The following is a 19,887-nucleotide window of genomic DNA, read 5'->3' as shown; positions in this document are numbered from 1 at the left end:
CCGAAGGGAAGCGCTATTTTTGAGAACGTTCTCGTTCGCGCACGACATCCTTCGCCCGCTTGTCGGACCTGAGCCCGAGGTAGACGGGCTGGCGCAGTTCGCCCTTGCTCGTCCACTCCGCAAATTTGACCTCGGCAACCAACGAGGGCCTGACCCAGGTCGTCGCGGCCTCATCCTTCACTTTGGCAGCGAAGGGTGATTTTGAGGCCGTCAGCTTCATGAGCTTGGCATGGATGTTCTCCAGGACCTTGTGGCTGAAGCCAGTGCCGACATGACCGATGTAGCGCCAAGCGTCATCTTCGCGCACGGCGAGGACCAGGGCGCCGAAGAACGGCCTAGTGCGCCTGGGCGCAGTGAAGCCCGCGATCACCACTTCCTGTCGCTTTGCCGTCTTAATCTTCAGCCAATCCGGACTCCGACTTCTGGACGCATACGCGCTGTCGGCGCGCTTCGCCATGATGCCTTCGAGACCTTTCCGCTCGGCCTCAGCGAAGAATTTCGTGCCGTTCCCCTTACGGTGATGGCTGAAGGCGATCAGCTTGTGGCGCGGCAGAATTGCCTTCAGCCGCTTCTTGCGCTCGAGGAGAGGCTGCTTGCGCAAGTCCACTCCGTTCTCAAACATGAGATCGAAGGCGCAATACTTGAGCTTCGCTTCATGGCGCAGTGCGTTTTGGAGTAGCTGGAAATGTGAGACACCGTCCTTTCCGATCGCGACGAGCTCGCCGTCGATCACGGCGTCGCCCGTCACGCCCTCCAACGCTTTGGCGACCTCGATATAGCTGCGGCTGATGATCTTGCCGTTGCGGCTGTAGAGCGCAACCTTGCCCCGCCGGATTTCCGCGATCATTCGGAATCCGTCGTACTTGTCCTCGAAAACCCAGCCGGGGTCGTCGAACGGCGCGTCGGTGAGCGTAGCGAGCATCGGCTGCAGGCGCTTGGGCAGGGTCGACGTCCGGCTCATTCGAGGCCAATCCTTAAGAGCGCGTTGCGAAATGCATGGACGTCCTTCAAGGATGAGGGAACGCTTCGAGGCCGCGTCGTGTTCCGCTGGCGCCTTGGCGGGCGCGTCGTTGACGATTGATCGGGGAGGGGCGGATTAGACAGATGGCCAGGAAACTGAAGACCTATCAGACGTCGCTGGGCTTCTTCGATCAGGCAATCGCCGCTCCCTCGATGAAGGCGGCTCTCGAAGCATGGGGGGCTGACAGTAATCTCTTCCACCAGGGCGCTGCGAAGGAAAGCCACGACCCGGACGTCATCGCCGCGACGATGGCAAAGCCCGGCGTCGTTCTCAGGCGTCCGGTTGGTACCGATCGACCTTTCAGCGAACACGCCGAACTGCCTACCGACCTTGGCGGCGGCGGACGGACGAAAGCCGCCCGCAAGTTGAAAGGCCCAAAGGCGAAGAAGCCTTCCTCTCGCCCCGTTGATAAGTCGGCGGAGCGCAACGCCGCTCTCGCCTACGAACGAGAGCAGAGGCGCCGCGAGCTTGAACGGGTGAAGGAAGAGGCCGCCAGGCAGAAAGAGCGTGAACGCCGTCAGCAGGCGGTCGACAAGGCACAGGCTGCGTTGGACAAGGCCGAACAGGAGCACGCGAAGCGGGCTGCCGTCATCCAGGCCGAACTCGAGGCTCTTGAGAAGAGATCGCAGACCGAACAAGCCCGCTGGGATAAGGAAAAGGAGCGATTGGAAGCCGCACTGCGGCGCGCGCGGGGTTAGTTTCTGTGGCGGCGCTCACGAGCGAAGGCCAGTGTCTCCTTCAAGCGTTCATCGTTCGGGATCTTGGACGCGTGCTGCGGCTTGGTTCACGGCGGCGCGGTCCCGTCGTTCCTCAGGAGCGAGCTCCATGACGGCCCGATGTAGCTCGGCCGGTATCGCCAGTTGACTTTCCAAGGGCTTGTTGGCCCATTGCCAGAAGCGATCGAATGCATCCATCACAGATCCTCCCGCAGGCCCCGGAAGAACGGATGCCGTACCTTTCCCTCGGCTGACTTCGCGCGATACTCGATCTCGGCGAGCAGCTTTGGTTCGACCCAGATGCCCTTGTGGGTGATCCTCCTTGTGTAGGGCTGCGTCTTCCGGATCAGCGGCTTCAGTCTCTTCTGGAGGTCAGCGGCGGACGTCTTGTCAAAGCCATGGTCGACCTTGCCCGCATAGACCAGATCGTCGCCCTTGCGGCGGCCGACATAGATGCCGTCCCACTTCGTTCCATCGAGTGCGAAGCCGGCGATGGTCAGGGTCTCCCGTTGGACACATGTTTTCTTCACCCAATCGCTTGTACGGCCCTTCGGATAGGGACCGTCTCGCACCTTCGAGATGACACCTTCCAGGCCGAGTTTGCAGGCGTGCGCGAACATCTCGCGTCCCTCGATCTCGAAGCTTTCGCTGAACTGGACGTCGGTGCCATCGACGATTTTCCTGAGCTCGGCTTTCCTCTGGATCAGCGGCAGCTTCCGAAGATCGCGGCCGTTCAGATAGAGCAGATCGAACGCCACCAGCACGATCTTGGTCGACTTACCCTTGAGCTCGTTTTGCAGCACCGAGAAATCGGTCGTGCCGTCGGCAGCGGGAACGACAATCTCGCCGTCGATGACGGCCGAGCTCGCCTTGATCTGCCAGGCGTCATGGGCGACCTTCTTAAAGCGATGCGTCCAATCGTGTCCGCGCCGGGTGAAAATCTTCGCCGCCTCGTTGGCCAAGTGGACCTGGACCCGGTAGCCGTCGAACTTGATTTCGTGAATCCATCGCCTGCCGGACGGCACCCTCTCGATCGAGGTGGCCAAGGCCGGTTCGATGAAGTCGGGCAACGGCGCCTTCACGCCGATTGCCGCGGGTCTTTTACGCTGAAACGCCACTGGAGAAACTCCACGCAACAGCTGATTCAAACTGACACAGTTCGAATCGTTCCGGAACCCGTGAATCCCCTACTGCGTTGGTCTGTTATCAGTCCGACAGGAGGAGCCGATGGCGGCAGCGAAGAAGAAGACGGCGCGCGGGCGCAAGCAGGACCGGGCCCGTGTGGCCGGCGGGCAAAAGTATGAAGTGGGGTACGAGTCCAAGAAGACCGGGCGGTCGGCTTCAGCAGTCAAGAAAGCTGTCAAGAAGGTCGGCAACAGCCGGAAGCGGGTCGAGAAGCGTCTCGCGCGCTAGGTCTTTGCTCGCTCGATTGGCGATCGCGTGCCTAGACCTCGGGCGGGCATTCGGGACAGGTGTCGCCGATCGAGTCCAGCACCTCGCTCACCGCGTCGGCGGCCGCCTCGGGCGAAAGACCCGGTGGCGCGTCCTGGCGGGCGATTTCGAACGCCCGCTCACGGGCGTGCGGATCTGCGCGGTCCTGCATCCAGCCGTGGTACTCACACTCGCGGAAAGCGCCTGCCTCCTGCAGCACGGCTATCGCCCACCCCCGTACCGTGCGGATCGCCGTCCGTCTCTCCTTGGTCATAAGCATCAAGATCGCTCCTCCGCGAATGACGAATCATTGCGGCCGTCGATTCGTTCCGGCTGCTAACACAGAGCAGGGATTCCAAATCGTTAGGGCAGGTGCTTGTCCACGTGTTCCGCCGCCCTGTGTAAAACCAGCCACGCAGCAATCTTGTCTTCCTTGTCCGCGTCGCGCATGACAACTTTCAGCGTTTCGTGTGCTGTAGCCCTCCCTTTTTGCCTCGACACGAGGGACGTGCATCAAGACTTCGCCCCTCCTCGGTGGTCAGGATCATTGGCATGATCTTCCGATTGGCTCAACGACGGCAGTCGGCGAGATGTGCAGTAACTTCAAGGTCATTGGAATGCGTCGAACTGCTGTCGCATTGATTCTCGCCATTCTGTCGAGCGCGGCGCTGGCCGATCAGTTTGCCGGACAGGCCAGCGTTATCGACGGCGACACGTTGGAAATGCATGGAGTGCGCATCCGGCTTTGGGGCATCGATGCACCGGAGAGCAGCCAGCTGTGCCGCGGCGAAGACAGCTTGCAATATCGGTGTGGTGCGCAGGCCGCGAACGACCTTGACGCCTTCATTGCCCGCCGTCCCGTCAATTGTGTTCCAGTCAGCCTCGACCCGTACGGCCGCACGGTTGCGACCTGCTCGGTCGCTGGTGTTGATCTCGGTGAATGGCTTGTACGCAACGGCCTTGCGTTGGATTGGCCGCAATACTCGAAGGGCAGATATCGCGAAGCTCAGCGCGAGGCTGAGCGCACCGGCCAGGGACTCTGGAAGGGCAGCTACGTCGAGCCATGGCTCTATCGTGCATGCATCCGCGCAAGTGGAAAGCCGTCCGCCTGTTCGGACAATGCAAATGCCCATCCTTGACGGAATCCCAGCAACGCGCCAATTCACAATGTGCAATGGTTTATCACCGCATTTCGGCCGGTGGGTCTGGCGCGGCTCGGGCGACTCGCGCTACCCATCAGTTCCAATTACCTCACTGCACAATGGGAATGAAATGGTTGCAGCCACCCGTGAATTGCCGGCCTCTGGTTACGCGCTTGAAGTGGACGGCCGGCTCAAAGCCGAATTTACAACCAGGGACGGCGCCAGGGCAGGTGGCGAAGAACTAAAGAAGCGTTTTCCCATGCTTCAGATCAGGATCTACGACGCGCAGACGAATGCGCGCGAGGAAATCTAGGTCCTTGGACTCAGGCCTTGGCGGAGTTCTTCCGCTTGCGCGCGTGCGGCTGTCGCCGCACCGGGCTCTCTTGAACCGAGCCGCTTTGCGTCTCGGCCGTGCGGCGTCGATCCCTCGCGCCAAGGGGATGCGGAGCTCCTCGCCGGGGGCACTCGGAAAAGGGGCTCGCCTGCGGCGACCGCTATCACTGCCCCGTTCCCGGGTGCCGCTATTGAACCGGTCTCGTCGCTGCACTCGGACCCGCGTGCCCCTTCGGGTCGCTATGCTCACGCTCTCCGGGTGCCATTTTCCGTAGAGGCGATGCGCCCCTGGCGCACGCCTGGTCGCGCCTTCGGCCCTAGGTAGCTCGACGCAATTCCCATGAACGTCCAATGGAAGGCGGGCTGCGTCCCAGATTTCGCATTCTCTCAGGCAGAGGCGAGAGTAAGAGTCTCGCGCGGTTTTGCCGTGACGGGTTACTGGCTGCGAGAGAGGCTCGCGGCGCCCGTCGCGGAGATCCGCGATGTCCAGACATCATCCTCGGGCGCGCACCGGTGAGGACCGGGCAAGCCTTTATGACGATATTACCAACAAGATCATCGCCGAGCTGGAGGCTGGTCGAGTGCCGTGGGTCCAGCCATGGGGCAGCGCGGCGGCGAAGGCGCCTTTGGCCATACCGAAAAGCGCCGCGACCGGCCGTCAGTATAGCGGCATCAATGTTCTGATTCTCTGGGGAGCAGCCACTGAGCGCGCATTCACAGGTCAGAGCTGGCTTACATTCCGTCAGGCGCTGTCGCTCGGTGGTCACGTCCGCAAAGGTGAGCGCGGCACGACCGTCGTCTATGCCGACCGCTTTGTGCCAGTCGATGAAAAGCGCCGCGCGAGCGAGAACGGCGAGGAAGCGCAGGCCATTCCGTTCCTCAAGCGCTTCACGGTTTTCAACAGCGATCAATGCGACGGCCTGCCTCCCGAGATCGCAACAACGGCGCCGCCTCCGCCGCCCGGCCTGATCGAGCCGCAGGTCGAATACCTGATCAAGGTGACCGGCATCGATTTCCGCATCGGCGGCAACCGCGCCTTCTATGCACCGACGGAAGATTATGTGCAGGTGCCGCCCCCACAAGCTTATTTTGAGCCGATCAATTGGCATCGAACGGCCTTGCACGAGCTGGCGCATAATGCCGCGATCCAGATTATGCCGCATGGCCTCTGTTGGAGGCTGGATATCCCGGTGTTGGCCATGCGGCTGTTCGGCATAATCAGAGCCCTTCAAGGAACGCGAGCAGTTTGTCGTCCGGCCGGAACCGACCCGGCGGCGCGGATGGTGCGGCGACGAGAGCGAGCGCCTTTTCCTTCATCCGCATATCGGCGTGGATGTAGATCTGGGTGGTCTCGACGTTCTCGTGACCAAGCCAGAGCGCGATCACCGCAGGATCGACGCCATGATGGAGCAGGTCCATCGCCGTGCTGTGGCGCAGCGTATGCGGTGTGACCCGCTTGGTGCCGATGCTCGGGCACGCGCGCGACGCCGTGAGGCAGTGCTTGCGGACCAGATGCTCAAGAGCGTCACGGCTCAGCCGTTCGCCCCGGATCGACGGGAACAGCGGCTTGCTCTGGTCTTTGTCGTTGCCGATCCACGTCGCCAGCAGCTTGGCTGTCTCGCGGCGAAGTGGGGTGGCGCGCTCCTTGCGGCCCTTGCCCATGCAACGGATGTGAGCGCCGGTTCCAAGCGCGACATCGCCCCGGGTAAGGCCGACCAGTTCGGAAGCTCGCAGGCCTGTCTGGATTGCGAGCAACAGCAGAGCATGATCGCGCCGGCCCGCCCATGTGGTGCGATCCGGAGCCGCCAGCAACGCCGCCATCTCTTCGGCATCGAGGAACGTAACTGCACACTTCACATAGCGCTTGTTGGGCATGGCCAGGATACGCTGGCAGTGTAGTAGCCAGGTCGGATCGGTCATCGCGACGAAGCGGAAGAACGATCGGATCGCCGCGAGCCGGGTGTTGCGGCTGCGGGCGCTATTGCCCCGCGTGGTCTCGGTATGGGCGAGGAAGTCCGCGACCAGATCGGCGTCGATATCTTCGACCGTCAGGTTGACTGGCGGCTTGTTGCGGCGAGTGCTCGCGTGCCTGAGCAGTAGCCGGAACGTATCGCGATAGCCAGCGACCGTATGTCGGCTCGCCTCCAGTTGCGTGCAAAGCCGCTCGGTGAAGAAGCGCTGGATCAGCGCTGGTAAGGCGATGGTGCTCATTGTGCCATCTCCCCGCCGCTCGCGGTGGCGCGGCCCATCGCTAGATCGAGCAGCTCCGGGACCGCCTCCAGATACCAATATGTTCCAGAAGGGTTGCTATGACCCAGATAGGTCGTCAGCCGGATCATCTCGCGCGCCGGGTCCTTGCCAGTCCGGTACCAGTTGATCATCGTACGCACGGCGAAGGTGTGGCGCAGGTCGTGGATGCGCGGTCCCCGGCCGTGCCGCTGGTACTGCTGCTCGGATCGCAATCCGATCTGCTGGCATGCTTGCGCAAAGTTGTAGCGGGCCCCACAGTCGGTGAGCCGAGTCGCCTTGTCAGTTATGAACATCGGCTTCGCCGGATGACCGATCAACCGGTCGCGTTTGACGCGATAGTCTAGCAGTCGCTCGACGGCGCTGGGGTCGAGCGGCAGCAGTCGCTCCTTACCGTTCTTACCTTGTCGGACGCGTAACGCACCATTATCGGCATCGAGGTCGTCTCCATCGAGCGCGAGCGCCTCGCTGACGCGCAGGCCCGTGATCGCGATGAGTGCGAACAGCGTCGAGCAGGTCAGCCCGCGCAATCCGCAAATCGACGGAAGTGCCATTGCGGCCGCGATGATCGAAGCGACTTCCGCGTCGCTGTAGATATACGGTCGGGAGCGCATCACGGTATTCGGCAACAATCCCCGGGGCGGGGCTTCATGCGCCAGATCGAAGCTACTTAGCCACTGCGCGAAGAGGCGCACGACGGTAAGCCGCGCCGCTCGCGTCCTGCCGTTGGCCTCGTCGAGCGTAGCATGCCAGCGCAGGAACAGCGCCGTGTCGATATGCGTCGCACGCTCGCGGTCGGCAAACCGCGTGAAGCGGCGGAGGATGCGCTCGCTGGTGCTCAGGTCGTAGCCGAGGCTGCGCCGCACGGCCAGATAGCGATCGAGTTGGGAGGTGAGGCTCATTGCGCGCCTCCCACTACGGGCCAGGGCATTGCTATCGATCGCAGCCCATCTATGTCGAGACGGGCATATATCATGGTCGATGTGCGTGAGCGATGCCGCAGCACGTCGCCCACCTCGTCGAGCGATGCACCCGAGTTCACCAACTGGACCGCAAGGCTATGACGCAGCAGGTGCGATCCCACATAGGGCGTCACCGGTTTCTGGCCGGTCGCCTTCAGGGCATCCTTTAGGACGGCGTTGACGATTTGGCTGTCATTGAACGGACGGTGTGGCGCGCGATGGGTAACGAACATCATGCGGCAAGACGTGGGGCCGCGCTCCTCGCGCAGATAGCGGCTCAGCGCATCGCCAACCTCCGAGCTGATCGGCACGCGATCGTGGAGTTTGCCCTTGCCACGAACCAAGAGTTCGCCCGCGCGCCAGTCGACGTCGTCCAACCGGATCGCGATGACCTCGGCAGCACGCAAGCCAAGCCGGGCCATGATGAGCAGCATCGCATAGTCCCGAGCCCCGTGCCGCGGGTTGTCGCGCACGCAGGCGAGCACCGCCTCAACGCCCTCGGGCACCAGATGGCGCGGCAGTCGTGCTCCCCAGCGTTTCGCCGTTCTAGGCAGACTCAGAGCTAGATTGGTCGCTGTCGCGCCACTGCCGAACAGATATTGCAGGAAGATACGAACATGCGTCGCTACCGTCTTGTCGCGCCGCGCACTTGCCATTACGTGCTCAAGGAAGCTGATCACGTCGGCGGGCCGCAACCGCCCCGGATCAACCATCGCATCGCCAAAGCGATGATCGAGGAACCGGTTGGCGAACCGCAGCGTGTGATAGATCGTCCGCGGGCTAAGGCCGCGATGCTTGACCAAATAGGTCTCGAAGTCCGCCAGTAGGGCCGCACGCGCTTGCTGCGCCTCGCTCAACGGCACTGGATGCGTCACGCCGATATCGAGGAGATGCTGCGCGAACCGGCGGGCCAACCTATACGGCCATATCGTGCCGGTTTTCTTACGCGGCACCTTGCGTCCCAGATGCTCGGCCATATCGAGCGTCAACGCTGAAGGACCGATGCCCTGGACGTCCATCGCGTGACCCACCTTCCGTAGGATCGATAGGTAGGTCTTGACCGTTCCGGCGCTGTAATTCTCCGCCGCAAAACTCGCTGCGAACGAGCCAAGATGCGGCTCGATGCAGGTCTGCAAATATTGAGACATGATCTTCGTGCTCCTTGTTGTTGGAGCGACGAAGATTATGCCGAATGGGATTGGCGCGATCATGCCGCCAACCGGGCCCAGCCGAGCAGATGCGGCATAATCTGGATCGCGGCATTATGCGCCTTATGCCGATATCGGCATAACGTGCATGCCAGCGGCCATCCATCACGTCTAAACCGCGACTTGTCGGGCAGCTTTGGTACCAGGAAGTATGCCTTTGAGGAGTTGATTGCGGAAATCGCGTCTGCGTTCGGTTGCGCGTCACTCGGTATCGTGCCGACGGTGCGGCACGCCGATTATATTGGATCGTGGCTTGACGTGTTGCGCGAGGACCATCGTGCAATTGTCCGGGCCGCTTCCCAAGCCAGCAAGGTTGCGGATTATCTTCTTGGATTCCTCCCAGAACCTGTCGTCGACATGATGACGGATGACCAGCAGGCGGCCTGAGGTTCTGCTTGGTGGCCGCGGGTACAAGAGTAAGAGGGGCGCTGTCGTTTCCGTGACGGGTTGGAGGCCGAGAGAGAGGCTCTCGGCTGCCCGTCGTGGAGAATCGATATGACGAAGGCTGTCCAAAAGATCACCTTGTCGCCCTCACGCGATATTCCGTTCAACAAGCTGGTGCTGAGCCAGTCCAACGTCCGTCATGTGAAGGCGGGTATTTCCATCGAGCAACTCGCCGAAAGTATCGCGCAGCGTACGCTCCTGCAGAGTCTCAATGTGCGAGCGGTCGTGGACGCCGAAGGCAATGAGACTGGCATGTTCGAGGTGCCCGCCGGAGGCCGGCGCTATCGCGCGCTGGAGCTTCTCCTGAAGCAGAAGCGCATGGCGAAGACGCAAGTCGTCCCTTGTGTCGTGCGCGAAGGGGGTATCGCTGAAGACGACTCGCTTGCAGAGAATGACGAGCGGGTAGGGCTTCATCCGCTCGATCAGTTCCGGGCATTCCAGACCCTGAGTCGTACCGGACTATCGGACGAGGACATTGCTGCCCGGCACTTCGTATCGCCGGTCGTCGTGAAGCAACGCCTCCGGCTGGCGTCCGTGTCGCCAAAGCTGCACGACGTCTATGCTGAGGACGGAATGACCCTCGAGCAGCTCATGGCCTTCTCTGTGACAGCCGATCACGCCAGGCAGGAGCAGGTCTGGGAGAACGTCAGCCGGTCCGGCTATGATGAGCCCTACCAGATCCGGCGCATGCTCACCGAAAATACCGTTCGCGCGTCCGATCGCCGCGTTCAGTTCATCGGGCTGGACGCTTACGAACAGGCTGGCGGCGGGATTTTGCGGGATCTGTTCGAGCACGATGATGGCGGCTGGCTCCAGGATGTCGCTCTGCTCGACCGTCTCGTGACAGAGAAGCTCAAAGCCGAGGCGGAAGCAATTGCGGCGGAGGGATGGAAATGGATATCAGTCGCCGTTGACTTCCCCTACGGCCACACGACACGCCTGCGCGAGCTGGAAGGCCAACCTGTCGATCTCAACTGCGAGGAGCAGGCCACCATCGACGCTCTCAGCGCCGAGCAAGCGAAGCTTGAAACCGAATATCAACATGCGGATGAGCTGCCCGAAGAGGTCGACCAGCGTCTCGGCGCGATCGAAGCGGCGCTGCTGGCGCTCGAAGGCTGGCCTAAGACTTACGATCCGGCCGAGGTTGCCCGGGCCGGCGTCTTCGTCAGCATCGATTCCGAAGGACGGCTTTCGGTGGACCGGGGTTATGTCCGGCCGGAAGACGAGGTGCCTCAAGTCGATCCCGATGTGGAGCAGGGTGCCGATACGCAATCGACCGAAGGGAAAGCGGCTGGTGCTTCCATCCAGCGCACAGTCATCGCGGTCGCGGGAGGCGCTGCTGATACCGAAGACGATGATGAGGACGCGACAAAACCTCTGCCGGATCGCCTCATCACTGAACTGACGGCGCATCGCACGCTGGCGTTGCGGGATGCGCTGGCAGAAAATCCTGCGATTGCGTTCCAGGCGGTGCTGCACAACTTCGTGCTGACGGCCTTTTACCGGTTCGCGTCGTCTAGAAGCTGCCTCGAGATCGGCCTTCGGACGCCGGCCTTTCCGGCTCAAGCGCCTGGCTTGAGGGAAAGCGCGTCGGCGAAGGCCGTCGAGGCGCGGCATGAGTCCTGGAAAGCACGGTTGCCGAAGGGCGAGAACGATCTTTGGGACGCGCTGACGGCTCTCGATGGTGGTGCACAGGCATCGCTGTTCGCGCACTGCGCGTCGTTTGCGGTCAACGCTCTCTATGAGCCGGCCAACCGCTACAATCAGGGCCGCGTCTCCGCCCACGGCGTCCGCACCCGGCTCGACCAGGCCGATGTGCTGGCACGTGCCGTCGGCCTCGACCTGGTTCAAGCGGGGTGGAAGCCCTCCGTCGACAATTATCTCGGCCGGGTCACCAAGCCTCGCATTCTGGAGGCGGTGCGAGAAGCGAGAGGCGAGTCTTCGGCGCAATTGATCGACCACCTGAAGAAGGCCGACATGGCCAAGGAAGCTGAGCGTCTTCTCGATGGTTCGGGGTGGCTAGCGGAGCCGCTGCGTCTCGTCGATCCCAATGCGGCGTCAGTGGAGCAGGAGAGTGAAGCGGGCCCGCTGCCCGAATTCCTCGGCGAGGACGAGGATCGGGACAACGCGGGCGAGGATGATCCGCAACAGCTCGACGCGGCTGAGTGACATCTAGAACGGGATGGCTTCGGCCGTCCGGCAATCGCTTGGGGACCGGTGTGCCGTGCCGGTCCCCATTCTTGTGGGCGAGGGCTGAGAGGGAGAGCCGGGCCGGGAAGGTCTTGAGCCGTCGGGTCTTAAAGGAGAGCGCCTGATGGTTCGACCCGCTCCTGCTCTCTGAAAGAAATCCTGCCATGACCGAATCTCTCGCCGGCGGCGCTGCCGCCGCGCCGCTCTCGATGCGTGCCGCTGCAAGTCTCACCTCCGGCGCCATCAGGGCCGCGCGACAGCTCGTGATTGATCTCGAGTGCGGACGTCGCATCGATGCCGCTGTCCTGCGCACCGCCATGGAAGCTGCCTTCGGCGCTTCCGACGCCGCTGGCGCCTGGAAATGGAAGACCGCCTATGACGTATGCGAGGCGGCAACTGTTCTATTTCTTCGCAAGTTTGGTCCCGCCATCCGTGTCAAGGCCGGCTCGACGGCCGCGATGCTGCCGATGCTCGCGAGAATCTCGAACTGCCTGCCGACCCACACGCGGCGCTCCGAGGACAGCCAGGCCCTTCAACAATTCTCAACGCCGATCCCGCTGGGGCTTGCCGCATGCACCGCGGCTGGTATCACGCCGTCCGACCGGGTTTTGGAGCCCTCCGCGGGGACTGGCTTGCTTGCCATCTTCGCCGAGCTCGCCGGCGGCGCATTGGTATTGAACGAGCTGGCCGAGGCCCGCGCGGCGTTGCTCGACCAACTGTTCGCCAACGTTAAGGTGACGCGGTTCGACGCCGCCCAGATCGATGATCACCTCGATGCGGGCGTCGTGCCGAGCGTCGTCCTGATGAACCCGCCGTTCTCGGCGTTGGTGAATGTCGATCGACGTATGGCGGACGCGGCTCTCCGGCATATCGCCTCTGCATTGGCGCGTCTTTCCGACGGCGGGCGTCTGGTCGCCATCACCGGCGCGAGCCTTGCGCCCGACAATCCGGCATGGCGAGAAGCCTTCGTTCGTCTCCAGGAGAGCGGGCGGGTGGTATTTTCTGCCGCCATGGACGGCGCGGTCTATGCGAAACACGGAACGCAGACCGACACACGACTGCTTGTGATCGACAAGCAGCCCGTCGCAGACCCGAAAGTTTTTCCGGCTTCACCGGGCATGGCGAGCGATGTCGCCACTTTGCTCGAGTGGGTGACCCAGCATGTGCCCTCGAGGTTGCCCATCGCGACGCCGGTAGCGGTCGATGTCGTCAGGTGCCCTGCAGTATTACGAGCGGTCGGCGCCTCGGCGCCACGCCCATCGTCCGCTTCGACCACCGTAGCGCCAGAAGGCGCCGAACTGACCTATGAGACAGTCGAATGGTCGCCGCCAGAAGGCGCTCGGCTGACCGATGCGCTTTATGAGGAATACGCGCTGCAGGCGATCCGTATTCCGGACACGCATGCGCATCCGACCAAACTCGTGCAGTCCGCCGCGATGGCCTCGGTCGCGCCGCCGAAGCCGTCTTACCGGCCCCACCTGCCGGCCAAACTCGTGGCGGATGGCATCCTGTCCGACGCCCAGCTCGAGAGCGTCATCTATGCCGGCGAGGCGCATTCCGAGTTTCTTGCGGGCTCCTGGACGCTGGATGCGACCTTTGACGTTGTGGCGGCCGCGCGCGACGATGCAGAACATGCCGTGCGCTTTCGCCGCGGCTGGTTCTTGGGCGACGGCACCGGCGCGGGCAAGGGCCGGCAGGTCGCAGGCATCCTTGTCGACAATTGGCTCAAAGGCCGCCGCCGCGCGGTCTGGATCAGCAAATCCGACAAGCTGATCGAAGACGCGCAGCGCGACTGGTCCGCGCTAGGCATGGAGCGCCTGCTGGTTACGCCGCTCTCCCGGTTTCGGCAGGGCACACCCATCCGGCTCGCGGAAGGCGTCCTTTTCACCACCTACGCTACGCTGCGCACCGATGAGCGTGGCGAGAAGCTTTCGCGCGTTCGGCAGATCGTCGAATGGTTGGGCTCCGACTTCGACGGAGTGATCGTCTTCGACGAGAGCCACGCGATGCAGAACGCGGCAGGCCAGAAGGGCGAGCGCGGTGATCAGGCGGCGTCTCAGCAGGGGCGCGCGGGCCTGAGGCTCCAGCACGCCTTGCCGAATGCCCGCGTCGTCTATGTCTCCGCAACCGGCGCCACCACAGTGCACAACCTCGCCTATGCCCAGCGGCTCGGCCTGTGGGGCGGCGCTGATTTTCCGTTCGCCACCCGCGCCGAGTTCGTCGAGGCGATCGAGGAGGGCGGCGTCGCCGCCATGGAGGTGCTCGCGCGCGACCTTAAGGCGCTCGGCCTCTACGCCGCCCGCTCGCTCTCTTACGAGGGCGTCGCGTACGAGCTCGTCGAGCACCAGCTCACGCCCGAGCAGGTTCGGATCTATGACGCCTACGCCGGCGCGTTCAGCGTCATCCATAACAATCTCGACGCCGCAGTGCGGGCCGCCAACATCACCGGCGCGACCGGCACGCTGAACGGCCAGGCCAAATCGGCCGCGCGATCTGCTTTCGAGAGCGCCAAGCAGCGCTTTTTTGGCCAATTCCTGACCTCGATGAAGACGCCTTCGCTGATCCGATCGATCGAGCGCGACCTTGAGGCCGGCCACGCCGCTGTCATCCAGATCGTGTCGACGGGCGAAGCGCTGATGGAGCGCAGGCTCGCCGAGATTCCAACGGAGGACTGGGGCGACGTCCACGTCGACATCACCCCGCGCGAGTATGTCCTCGACTATCTCGCCCATTCCTTTCCGGTCCAGCTCTACGAGCCCTTTACCGACTCGGAAGGCAATCTCTGCTCCCGGCCTGTCTATCGCGACGGCCAACCGGCCGAGAGCCGGGAGGCCGTCACCCGCCGCGACCGCCTGATCGAGAAACTCGCCTCGCTGCCGCCGGTGCCTGGGGCGCTGGACCAGGTGGTCCAGCGCTTCGGCACCGACATGGTCGCCGAGGTAACCGGGCGCTCGCGCCGCATCGTTCGCAAGGGCGACCGGCTGGTCGTCGAAAACCGGGCAGCTTCGGCCAACCTCGCCGAGACCTCCGCCTTCATGGATGACGTCAAGCGGATTCTCGTGTTCTCGGACGCGGGCGGCACGGGGAGGAGCTACCACGCCGAGCTGTCGGCGCGGAATCGCCGCCTGCGGGTCCACTATCTGCTTGAGCCCGACTGGAAGGCGGACGCTGCGATCCAGGGGCTCGGCCGCACCAACCGGACCAACCAGGCGCAGCCCCCGCTGTTTCGTCCGATCGCGACCGACGTGAAGGCCGAAAAGCGTTTCTTGAGCACCATTGCGCGCCGGCTCGACACGTTGGGAGCCATCACGCGCGGTCAGCGCCAGACCGGAGGGCAGGGCCTGTTCCGGCCCGAGGACAATCTCGAAAGCCAGTACGGCCGCGACGCGTTGCGTCAGCTCTACACGCTGCTGGCACGCGGCAAGGTCGAGGGCTGCTCGCTCGAGCGATTCGAGGATGCGACCGGCTTGAAACTCACGGATGCCAATGGGCTCAGGGATGACCTGCCGCCGATCACGACCTTCCTGAACAGGTTGCTCGCGCTCACGATCGATCTTCAGAACATCCTGTTCACCGTCTTCGAGCAGCTACTGACGGCCCGGATCGAAGGCGCGGTTGCCTCGGGCACCTATGACCTCGGGCTGGAAACGCTCCGCGCCGAGAGCTTTGTGGTCACCGACCGGCGGCCAATCTATGCTCATCCCGGCACCGGTGCCGAGACCCGGCTTCTCACGATCACCCAGCGCCAGCGCAATCATCCTCTGAGGCTGGATGATGCTCTTGCTCGTGTCTCCGATCGCCATTCCGTCCTGCTGATCAACGAGCGCTCGGGGCGGGCAACCGTGCAGGTTCCGGCAGCGAGCGTCATGCTCGATGATGGCGAGATCGAGCGGCGCGTCCGCCTGATCCGGCTGATGGAGCAGCACACCGTCCCCTTGGCCGTCATGGCGGAAAGCGATTGGGTGGACGCTGACCGCGAACGCTTCGCCGCGGCCTGGCTGGCAGAGCTCGCCGATGTGCCCGAGTATACGGACAGGACAATCCATGTCGTGGCCGGCTTGCTGCTCCCGATCTGGAAGCGGCTACCGAACGAGTCGACACGGGTGTATCGGCTCCAGACCGACGCGGGCGAACGCATCATCGGCCGCAAGGTCTCGGCGACCTGGGTCGCGAGCGCCCTTGAGGCTGACGCGCCGGCGTTGACGCCGCACGCTGCCTTTGCCGCACTCGTGGAGGGACGGACCGTCCTCGAGCTTGCGGAAGGGCTCCAGCTTTGCCGCGTCCGCGTAATGGGCGCATACCGCATCGAACTGTCTGGGTTCAACGACACGATGCGCGACCGTTTGCGGGCCTATGGCCTCTTTGGAGAGATCATCTCCTGGAAGCTGCGCATGTTCGTGCCGACGGATGCGAGCGGCGTCGAGATCCTGTCGCAGGTGCTCGACACCTATCCGGTCGCGCGCATCAGTGAGCGGGAGGCCGCCTAATGCCCCGCGAAGCCTCCGAGCTAGCACGCCGCCTCGCGCGCGAGGCTGAGGCGGTGTGCCGACACTATCTCTCCAATGGCAAGCGGGCGGGGCGGTACTGGGTGGTCGGCGACGTGCACAACACCCCGGGCCGCTCACTGTTCGTGCGGCTCCAGGAATCGCCGAAGGGGCCGGCGGGCAAGTGGACTGATGCTGCGACCGGCGAGCATGGCGATCTCCTCGACATCATCCGTGAAAGCCTAGGCTTGCGCGACTTCCGCGAAGTCGCGCAGGAGGCAAGACGTTTTTTGAGACTGCCCCGCGCTGAACCCGAGCTCGTCCAAAGGACTATTGGTCCGGCAGTACCGGCGGGATCGCAGGCGGCTGCCCGTCGGCTCTTTGCGATATCCAGTCCGATCGAAGGGACAGTGGCTGAAACGTACTTGCAGCGCCGCGGAATAACCCGCATCCACCATGGTGGCTCCCTGCGCTTTCACCCACGCTGCTACTATCGGCCGGACGAGCATTTGCCGACGGAAACGTGGCCGGCGATGATTGCCTGCGTCACGGATCTAGTTGGACGGATCACTGGCGTGCATCGCACCTGGCTTGATCCGGACGGCTTCGATCGCGTTCGGCTGGGCAAGGCTCCGATCGATACGCCACGACGCGCCATGGGCGACCTGCTCGGCAATGCCGTTCGGTTCGATGTGGTCGACGACGTGCTCGTTGCCGGCGAGGGTATCGAGACCATGCTGTCGCTGCGGTACGTGCTGCCGACTATGCCGATGGCGGCAGCCCTATCGGCCAATCACCTTTCGGCAATGTTGCTGCCCTCGAGCCTGCGCCGGCTCTACATTGCCCAGGACGCCGACGCCGCCGGCGATGCGGTGCAGGCTATTCTCAGCCAGCGCGCAGCCGACGCCGGCATTGAAGCGATCGCGCTGTCACCCCGGCTGGGCGACTTCAACGAAGATCTGCATGTCTTCGGTCACGATGCCCTCCAAGCAGCGCTGCGGGTTCAACTCGTACCGGAAGACCTCGTCCGCTTCCTGCATTCGTTGAGGGTGGCCGCGGAATAGCTCCCGGTCCTCGATCGACGCTGCCAGGCCGGTCATAGGCGAGGCCAATACCGGAAGAGGACGCGACCTCGGCCTTCTAGAGGGCGATCGGACGGCAAGCGGCCCGGGCCGGCAATGGCTGCGTCCGGCTATTTTCCGCCGCGCGCCCGCGATGCGAAGACACATCATGCGGTTGGCTGCGCGCTTTGCATCGCGAAGCAAAATAGCCGGCCTCCGCCATCCTCCGCTGTCGCTTCGGCCCCGTCGGGTGCTGACCCGTTCCGCCTGCCGTCAGAGGATCGCCACGAAGCCGCGATGGTCGCGGCCGATCCGGCAAAGGACCCCTTCTCATGACCGACCATGACGACATCGAACGGCCGCACGCCACATCTCCAACCGACCACGTCCTCACCGAACTACAGCTCTTCGGCTATCGTCCCTTAGATGACCAGCCCGATCCAAGACCGCTCCCGGAGGGCAAGATGATCGTCGGCGCCGTGGTCGATATCTTTGACGCCCTTGTTGCGACCTTGAACGACACGCGGCTTGAGCCGGACCTTGACGATCTGCTCTGGTCGACCGTCAATCTGTTCCATCGTGCCGTTGACCGCATCGAACGGCAGCTCGACGACAACGAACAGGCGCAGCATAAGAGCCAGCGCGAGCAGAACGGATCGGAAGTGCGGTCGGTCGAACTCGAGCGCCTGACTGCCGAAGGCATCACGCTGATTGAGCGCCGCAATTGCCTGGAGCTCTTCCGGGATCAGGCCATCGAGCAATTTGAGGTCCACACCGGCTCAGCTTGGCGTCCGAGGTCGGGATCATTGGTGAATCACCGAACGCTCACCGCGGCAATGATCGACTCCCGTGACTTCATCGCAGCAAAACGCCGCGCCGAGACTGAGGTCATGTTGCCACCGGGGCCGAAGATCGCACTCACTGGCGGGCTCGATTTCAACGACTATCATCTGATCTGGGATCGCCTCGATAAGGTTCATGTCAAGCATCCCGAGATGGTCCTGCTCCATGGCGGCTCGCCCAAGGGTGCCGAACTGATCGCCTCGAAATGGGCGACCAATCGCAAGGTGCCACAGATCGCCTTCAAGCCTGACTGGACGAAGCACGCCAAGGCAGCCCCCTTCAAGCGCAACGATGCGATGCTTGAGCTTCTGCCGATCGGCGTCATGCACTTCCCGGGCACGGGAATTCAGGACAATCTCGCCGACAAGGCGAAGCGGCTCGGCATTCCCGTCTGGAAGTTCGGCGGCGCATGAGCGCCGTCGCCTCGAAGACGCCAAGGTGGAGTTGCACGCCGCAACTCCGCCTCGTTTCGTTTTTACATCCAAAACTGCGCCGTGGTGGTGGTGGAAGGCGCGATTGATAAATCCATGCACATGGAGCCACCACCATGCTCGCGCTTGGGCTTGTTCTCAACACACTCGGCATTGGCTTGTTCTGCTGGGCCATCTTTGCGCTCGCTGTGTATGCCCTGCCATTTTTCGTCGCACTCAGTGTCGGGATGTTGGCATTTCGTCATGGCGCGGGCGTCTTCGGCGCACCGCTTATCGGAATTGCTTCTGGCACGCTGACGCTTGCCGCTGGTCAGGTCGCCGTCGCCGTTGGTCGGTCCTTGACCTTGCGCGTCGCGATCGCAACCGTATTCACGGTCCCCGCAGCGATCGCCGGCTATCATGTGGTGTTTGCTCTATCGCAGATCGGGGTGCCTTCACTGGCTTGGCGCGAGGCGTTCGCATGCCTAGGAGCGGTTTGCATCGGCGGCACGGCATGGACACGCTTGACCGTGTTCGCGGAGACCCTCCCGTCGGAGTCGGCCGGGGTGGTGGAGAATGCGCCTCAACCAGTTCTCACAGCCGCCACGCAAGGGTGATGAGGCTTGGTCGCCATCATCGGTCGAACGGCGCACAGGGCGCCACGTTGAACGAGGGGTCGTCGCGCTTAAGCGAGAAGTAACAGGGCTTCTCCTCGGAGCGCTTCAAGCAAGCCCTACCAATCTCTGTCCGGCCCACATGGCTGCGGTGGAGCGGCGCGCCGCGCTCGATCATTCCTTCCGGGACAATACCGCCCTTTGCGGCAGATTGTTTCTCTTTCTGCGCCGAACCGTACCAACCCCTTATTCAGCAGAACCGAGATTCGCCAGTCTTCTCCTCAAGATTGCGGTTCAGCACGCAGACCACGTGGCCTCTTTGATGGCTTGATCTGGCCGAAGACCGGCTGCGCCTCGATCGTCTGAGCCGCAACGCCTTTGATGCGATTTTCTTCCCCTGGGCTTCGCCCATTCCTCGCGAGGCAAGAAAGTCGCAACAACGGCGTCCTCCGCTGCGCTCCGGCCCGAGCGGGTGCGTCGCCGATCGTCCTCGGCCTTTAGATCGCCAACGAGGCCGCGGTGGTCGCGGGCTCGAAACACAACAGGAGAAGTGACATGGCTAACATCGGTTCTTTCAAGAAGGTCGGCAACGACTTCCAGGGCGAGATCGTCACCCTGAGCCTGCAAGCCAAGGGCGTCCGTATCGTCGCCGAGACCAACCGCTCCAACGACAACGCTCCCAGCCACCGCATCTACGTGGGCCGAGCGGATTATGCGTAGCGCGGGATTATGCGGAGTCGTGGACTGGTAGCCGCGATTTTCCCGAGCTTTTGCGACTGCG

17 protein-coding genes and 3 pseudogenes are annotated in these 19,887 nt (G+C 63.1%); 12 read left to right on the top strand and 8 right to left on the bottom strand.

From position 1 onward, the window contains the following. Positions 1–13 precede the first annotated feature (13 nt). Positions 14–961: a non-homologous end-joining DNA ligase gene (gene ligD, locus AC0L23_RS28435; protein ID WP_473357571.1), complete on the bottom strand. Its 948-nt coding sequence runs from the start codon at positions 959–961 to the stop codon at positions 14–16. Positions 962–1,104: 143 nt separating this feature from the next. On the opposite strand from ligD (AC0L23_RS28435), the gene AC0L23_RS28430 reads away from it, so the two are divergent. Beyond that, positions 1,105–1,719, top strand: a complete 615-nt coding sequence (locus tag AC0L23_RS28430) for a cell envelope biogenesis protein TolA (protein WP_473357570.1) — start codon at positions 1,105–1,107, stop codon at positions 1,717–1,719. Positions 1,720–1,767: 48 nt separating this feature from the next. Here the strand turns inward: AC0L23_RS28430 and AC0L23_RS28425 are convergent, their stop codons facing one another. Together AC0L23_RS28425 and ligD (AC0L23_RS28420) are read right to left on the bottom strand one after the other, a co-directional pair. Then, positions 1,768–1,935: a hypothetical protein gene (locus AC0L23_RS28425; RefSeq protein ID WP_473357569.1), complete on the bottom strand. Its 168-nt coding sequence runs from the start codon at positions 1,933–1,935 to the stop codon at positions 1,768–1,770. After that, on the bottom strand, positions 1,935–2,855 hold the full coding sequence (gene ligD / locus AC0L23_RS28420; protein WP_473357568.1) for a non-homologous end-joining DNA ligase: 921 nt from the start codon (positions 2,853–2,855) through the stop codon (positions 1,935–1,937). The genes AC0L23_RS28425 and ligD (AC0L23_RS28420) overlap by 1 nt, the downstream gene beginning before the upstream one ends. 109 nt (positions 2,856–2,964) lie before the next feature. On the opposite strand from ligD (AC0L23_RS28420), the gene AC0L23_RS28415 reads away from it, so the two are divergent. Next, on the top strand, positions 2,965–3,150 hold the full coding sequence (locus tag AC0L23_RS28415; protein WP_354062518.1) for a DUF3606 domain-containing protein: 186 nt from the start codon (positions 2,965–2,967) through the stop codon (positions 3,148–3,150). Between the two features lie 31 nt (positions 3,151–3,181). Here the strand turns inward: AC0L23_RS28415 and AC0L23_RS28410 are convergent, their stop codons facing one another. Continuing rightward, positions 3,182–3,448, bottom strand: coding sequence for a hypothetical protein (locus tag AC0L23_RS28410; RefSeq protein ID WP_473296787.1), 267 nt, complete (start codon positions 3,446–3,448; stop codon positions 3,182–3,184). 310 nt (positions 3,449–3,758) lie between these two features. Between AC0L23_RS28410 and AC0L23_RS28405 the strand changes: the two genes are divergently transcribed. The 3 genes and pseudogenes from AC0L23_RS28405 to AC0L23_RS28395 form a co-directional block, all read left to right on the top strand. Further along, positions 3,759–4,307: a thermonuclease family protein gene (locus tag AC0L23_RS28405; protein WP_473357567.1), complete on the top strand. Its 549-nt coding sequence runs from the start codon at positions 3,759–3,761 to the stop codon at positions 4,305–4,307. Further along, positions 4,294–4,623, top strand: coding sequence for a hypothetical protein (locus AC0L23_RS28400; protein WP_473357566.1), 330 nt, complete (start codon positions 4,294–4,296; stop codon positions 4,621–4,623). Before AC0L23_RS28405 ends, AC0L23_RS28400 begins: the two co-directional genes overlap by 14 nt. A 502-nt stretch (positions 4,624–5,125) precedes the next feature. Then, positions 5,126–5,779 (top strand): annotated as a pseudogene (locus AC0L23_RS28395) (ArdC family protein); the annotation flags it as partial. A gap of 82 nt (positions 5,780–5,861) precedes the next feature. Here the strand turns inward: AC0L23_RS28395 and AC0L23_RS28390 are convergent. From AC0L23_RS28390 to AC0L23_RS28380, 3 genes are read right to left on the bottom strand one after another with little or no spacing between them, the layout of a single operon-like run. Next, positions 5,862–6,854: a tyrosine-type recombinase/integrase gene (locus tag AC0L23_RS28390; RefSeq protein ID WP_473357565.1), complete on the bottom strand. Its 993-nt coding sequence runs from the start codon at positions 6,852–6,854 to the stop codon at positions 5,862–5,864. Then, positions 6,851–7,792, bottom strand: coding sequence for a tyrosine-type recombinase/integrase (locus AC0L23_RS28385; protein ID WP_247297731.1), 942 nt, complete (start codon positions 7,790–7,792; stop codon positions 6,851–6,853). Before AC0L23_RS28385 ends, AC0L23_RS28390 begins: the two co-directional genes overlap by 4 nt. Beyond that, positions 7,789–9,000 (bottom strand): tyrosine-type recombinase/integrase, encoded by a 1,212-nt coding sequence (locus AC0L23_RS28380; RefSeq protein ID WP_354111401.1) that lies wholly within the window; start codon positions 8,998–9,000, stop codon positions 7,789–7,791. Before AC0L23_RS28380 ends, AC0L23_RS28385 begins: the two co-directional genes overlap by 4 nt. Positions 9,001–9,147: 147 nt before the next feature. Here AC0L23_RS28380 and AC0L23_RS28375 point away from each other — a divergent pair. The 6 genes and pseudogenes from AC0L23_RS28375 to AC0L23_RS28350 form a co-directional block, all read left to right on the top strand. Continuing rightward, positions 9,148–9,447: pseudogene (locus tag AC0L23_RS28375) on the top strand (zincin-like metallopeptidase domain-containing protein); the annotation flags it as partial. A 108-nt stretch (positions 9,448–9,555) separates the two neighbouring features. Beyond that, positions 9,556–11,673, top strand: a complete 2,118-nt coding sequence (locus AC0L23_RS28370) for a ParB/RepB/Spo0J family partition protein (protein WP_473357564.1) — start codon at positions 9,556–9,558, stop codon at positions 11,671–11,673. 185 nt (positions 11,674–11,858) lie between these two features. Further along, positions 11,859–16,181, top strand: a complete 4,323-nt coding sequence (locus tag AC0L23_RS28365) for a strawberry notch-like NTP hydrolase domain-containing protein (protein ID WP_473357563.1) — start codon at positions 11,859–11,861, stop codon at positions 16,179–16,181. After that, positions 16,181–17,242: a DUF7146 domain-containing protein gene (locus tag AC0L23_RS28360; protein WP_473357562.1), complete on the top strand. Its 1,062-nt coding sequence runs from the start codon at positions 16,181–16,183 to the stop codon at positions 17,240–17,242. The genes AC0L23_RS28365 and AC0L23_RS28360 overlap by 1 nt, the downstream gene beginning before the upstream one ends. 329 nt (positions 17,243–17,571) lie before the next feature. Continuing rightward, positions 17,572–18,495: a DUF2493 domain-containing protein gene (locus AC0L23_RS28355; RefSeq protein ID WP_473357561.1), complete on the top strand. Its 924-nt coding sequence runs from the start codon at positions 17,572–17,574 to the stop codon at positions 18,493–18,495. Positions 18,496–18,629: 134 nt separating this feature from the next. Further along, the gene (locus AC0L23_RS28350) at positions 18,630–19,109 is read left to right on the top strand and encodes a hypothetical protein (RefSeq protein WP_473357560.1); all 480 of its coding nucleotides are present in this window, start codon (positions 18,630–18,632) and stop codon (positions 19,107–19,109) included. A 16-nt stretch (positions 19,110–19,125) separates the two neighbouring features. On the opposite strand, the gene AC0L23_RS28345 is transcribed toward AC0L23_RS28350, so the two are convergent. Continuing rightward, complete coding sequence (locus tag AC0L23_RS28345; RefSeq protein ID WP_473357559.1) at positions 19,126–19,284, bottom strand: hypothetical protein; 159 nt, start codon at positions 19,282–19,284, stop codon at positions 19,126–19,128. A 377-nt stretch (positions 19,285–19,661) separates the two neighbouring features. On the opposite strand from AC0L23_RS28345, the pseudogene AC0L23_RS28340 reads away from it, so the two are divergent. Continuing rightward, positions 19,662–19,817: pseudogene (locus AC0L23_RS28340) on the top strand (DUF736 family protein); the annotation flags it as partial. Positions 19,818–19,887: the final 70 nt, after the last annotated feature.

The sequence above is a fragment of the Bradyrhizobium sp. MI1.4 genome, assembly GCF_055811315.1.
Note: the sequence above shows the minus strand (reverse complement) of the source record. Positions and strands in the feature narration are given on the sequence as shown.

Bases quoted from the DNA above. Each gene is read 5' to 3' on its own strand.
- AC0L23_RS28425 (WP_473357569.1), bottom strand. From the start codon at position 1,935: ATGGATGCATTCGATCGCTTCTGGCAATGGGCCAACAAGCCCTTGGAA.
- AC0L23_RS28350 (WP_473357560.1), top strand. From the start codon at position 18,630: ATGCTCGCGCTTGGGCTTGTTCTCAACACACTCGGCATTGGCTTGTTC.
- AC0L23_RS28380 (WP_354111401.1), bottom strand. From the start codon at position 9,000: ATGTCTCAATATTTGCAGACCTGCATCGAGCCGCATCTTGGCTCGTTC.
- ligD (WP_473357571.1), bottom strand. From the start codon at position 961: ATGAGCCGGACGTCGACCCTGCCCAAGCGCCTGCAGCCGATGCTCGCT.
- AC0L23_RS28390 (WP_473357565.1), bottom strand. From the start codon at position 6,854: ATGAGCACCATCGCCTTACCAGCGCTGATCCAGCGCTTCTTCACCGAG.
- AC0L23_RS28430 (WP_473357570.1), top strand. From the start codon at position 1,105: ATGGCCAGGAAACTGAAGACCTATCAGACGTCGCTGGGCTTCTTCGAT.
- AC0L23_RS28385 (WP_247297731.1), bottom strand. From the start codon at position 7,792: ATGAGCCTCACCTCCCAACTCGATCGCTATCTGGCCGTGCGGCGCAGC.
- AC0L23_RS28370 (WP_473357564.1), top strand. From the start codon at position 9,556: ATGACGAAGGCTGTCCAAAAGATCACCTTGTCGCCCTCACGCGATATT.
- AC0L23_RS28405 (WP_473357567.1), top strand. From the start codon at position 3,759: ATGTGCAGTAACTTCAAGGTCATTGGAATGCGTCGAACTGCTGTCGCA.
- AC0L23_RS28355 (WP_473357561.1), top strand. From the start codon at position 17,572: ATGACCGACCATGACGACATCGAACGGCCGCACGCCACATCTCCAACC.
- AC0L23_RS28400 (WP_473357566.1), top strand. From the start codon at position 4,294: ATGCCCATCCTTGACGGAATCCCAGCAACGCGCCAATTCACAATGTGC.
- AC0L23_RS28365 (WP_473357563.1), top strand. From the start codon at position 11,859: ATGACCGAATCTCTCGCCGGCGGCGCTGCCGCCGCGCCGCTCTCGATG.
- AC0L23_RS28345 (WP_473357559.1), bottom strand. From the start codon at position 19,284: ATGATCGAGCGCGGCGCGCCGCTCCACCGCAGCCATGTGGGCCGGACA.
- AC0L23_RS28415 (WP_354062518.1), top strand. From the start codon at position 2,965: ATGGCGGCAGCGAAGAAGAAGACGGCGCGCGGGCGCAAGCAGGACCGG.
- AC0L23_RS28410 (WP_473296787.1), bottom strand. From the start codon at position 3,448: ATGCTTATGACCAAGGAGAGACGGACGGCGATCCGCACGGTACGGGGG.
- AC0L23_RS28360 (WP_473357562.1), top strand. From the start codon at position 16,181: ATGCCCCGCGAAGCCTCCGAGCTAGCACGCCGCCTCGCGCGCGAGGCT.